The following is a 1,766-nucleotide window of genomic DNA, read 5'->3' as shown; positions in this document are numbered from 1 at the left end:
CAGCCAACGCTACTACCAACTCACCGCATAACAGCGTAACCACAAAAACTAACGCATAATAAAAATGCCACGCGTTGGCTGTCCCTCTTAAATGCTTTGTTAGGTTTTATTAGTTGTACATTGTTATTTCTCTACTATGATGAGGTCTTGTTTCATTTAGATAAGTTCTCAATGAGGCTTCTTCTATCGTTCCTGCATTAACAACTCTTTCAAGAAACCTTTCAGTTGGAGTCCGATCCGTCATGCACGCTGTTGCGCTACCTTTTGGTACAACTATATAAGCATACTTTTCTAGATGTCTGATCCTATCTTTAAATGATTCACGATCCACTGTTAAAACGTCACCTTTGTATTCATAATATCCGTTATTAGTTTCATCACAATCTATATACTTATCGTTCCAGAGAGTTGCATAATCCCTACTACTTTCTGGATATAGCTTTCTAGCAATTGGACGTCCTTCATCATCAACAAGTTCAAAAGGAGAAGACGGTTCTAAAAGAAGAATAAAGAAGTTTTTGTATGGGTATCCAGAATCTCTGTAGACCAACAACTTAGAAATATTAACCTCAATCATGTGACAGAATAAATAGTTTGAATCTGATATATGTTCAATACCAGTAAACTCGTTATCACCACCTTCCAAATTCATATACCAAAAGTCGTCAAAATTACAATCAGCATGGAAATTTTCAACGAATCTATTAATAACATTTACATTATCAACATCTAATGTGCCTTTGATTTTAGGCAAAGAGCGTCTGATTGAATCATCAAATGAATGTAGCGCTGGCCAGTAGTCATGCCTTGCAGGTTTTTTTAATTCATTAAGGTATTCAGATATCTCTGATATTGATTGAAATCGTTTTGAAGGATCATTTGCCAGACATTTCTTAATGATTTTATCTAAGTACTTTAATTTGTCAGGTGAATTAGAACTGGATACAGGAGTCATATTCAAACCTCTAATTGTGCTACCAGTTAAATACCAATAGAGCACTTGGCCTAAAGAGTAAATATCGCATGACGCTTGCACTGAATCCTTACTATTTATTTGTTCTGGAGCACTAAAGCCAAAGTTTGCCATTCGTTCAGACGGCTTAGTCTTTGATTCTCTCTCAAATTTTTCATCTGAAAAATGAGCAATCCCTAGGTCACCTATAACATATTCATTAGTCATACTATCAAAAAATACATTTTGCGGTTTCAGATCACGGTGAATGATTTCATTAGTGTGAAGATGACGTAATCCGCTAGCTAAACAAGCAAACAATAACCATGCCTTCTCTGACTTATCATCGGAATCAGCAGTACTTATTGTACCTTCTGACCCCAAAGTTCCATCATAAAACTTCATTATAATAATAAAGTACTCATCACCCTCTAAAGTAACTTTATCAAAGTGATATGAGTGAACTATGTTTTTATGTGATGGTATTTGCGCTGCACAAAAGTATTCATCTTTGAATCTATTTAACTTAGATTCATCAGTTGTCTTCAGAAACTTTATGGCGAAATCTGCATCGCCTTTCTTAAAGTGGAAAACAAAACTATTGCCCCCTTCTCCCAAGCTCTTCACATACTCAAAATCACCGATATCAGTTTGAATGAATTTTTTACTCTTTAGTGTTTTATTTATACTCATATCTATCATACTTCTTAAAGCTAACTATCCTGAAAACCTAACGCCCGGCTAAGGGGTTGGCAACGCACCGCCGAACTTAAAAAATACACTGTAAACACTAAACTGCAATTTTGCACTAAAG

1 protein-coding gene is annotated in these 1,766 nt (G+C 35.4%); it reads right to left on the bottom strand.

The window, feature by feature from the left end; all coding sequences use genetic code 11:
- Positions 1 to 109 precede the first annotated feature (109 nt).
- The gene (locus DD616_RS16960) at positions 110 to 1,645 is read right to left on the bottom strand and encodes a serine/threonine protein kinase (RefSeq protein ID WP_208871960.1); all 1,536 of its coding nucleotides are present in this window, start codon (positions 1,643 to 1,645) and stop codon (positions 110 to 112) included.
- Positions 1,646 to 1,766 lie beyond the last annotated feature (121 nt).

The organism is Vibrio anguillarum (genome assembly GCF_003390515.1).
Classification (GTDB): Bacteria; Pseudomonadota; Gammaproteobacteria; order Enterobacterales; family Vibrionaceae; genus Vibrio; species Vibrio anguillarum.
This window is presented reverse-complemented; position numbering and strand designations above follow the sequence as displayed.

Excerpts from the sequence above, each read along its gene's own strand:
- DD616_RS16960 (WP_208871960.1), bottom strand. The coding sequence starts at position 1,645 with ATGAGTATAAATAAAACACTAAAGAGTAAAAAATTCATTCAAACTGAT.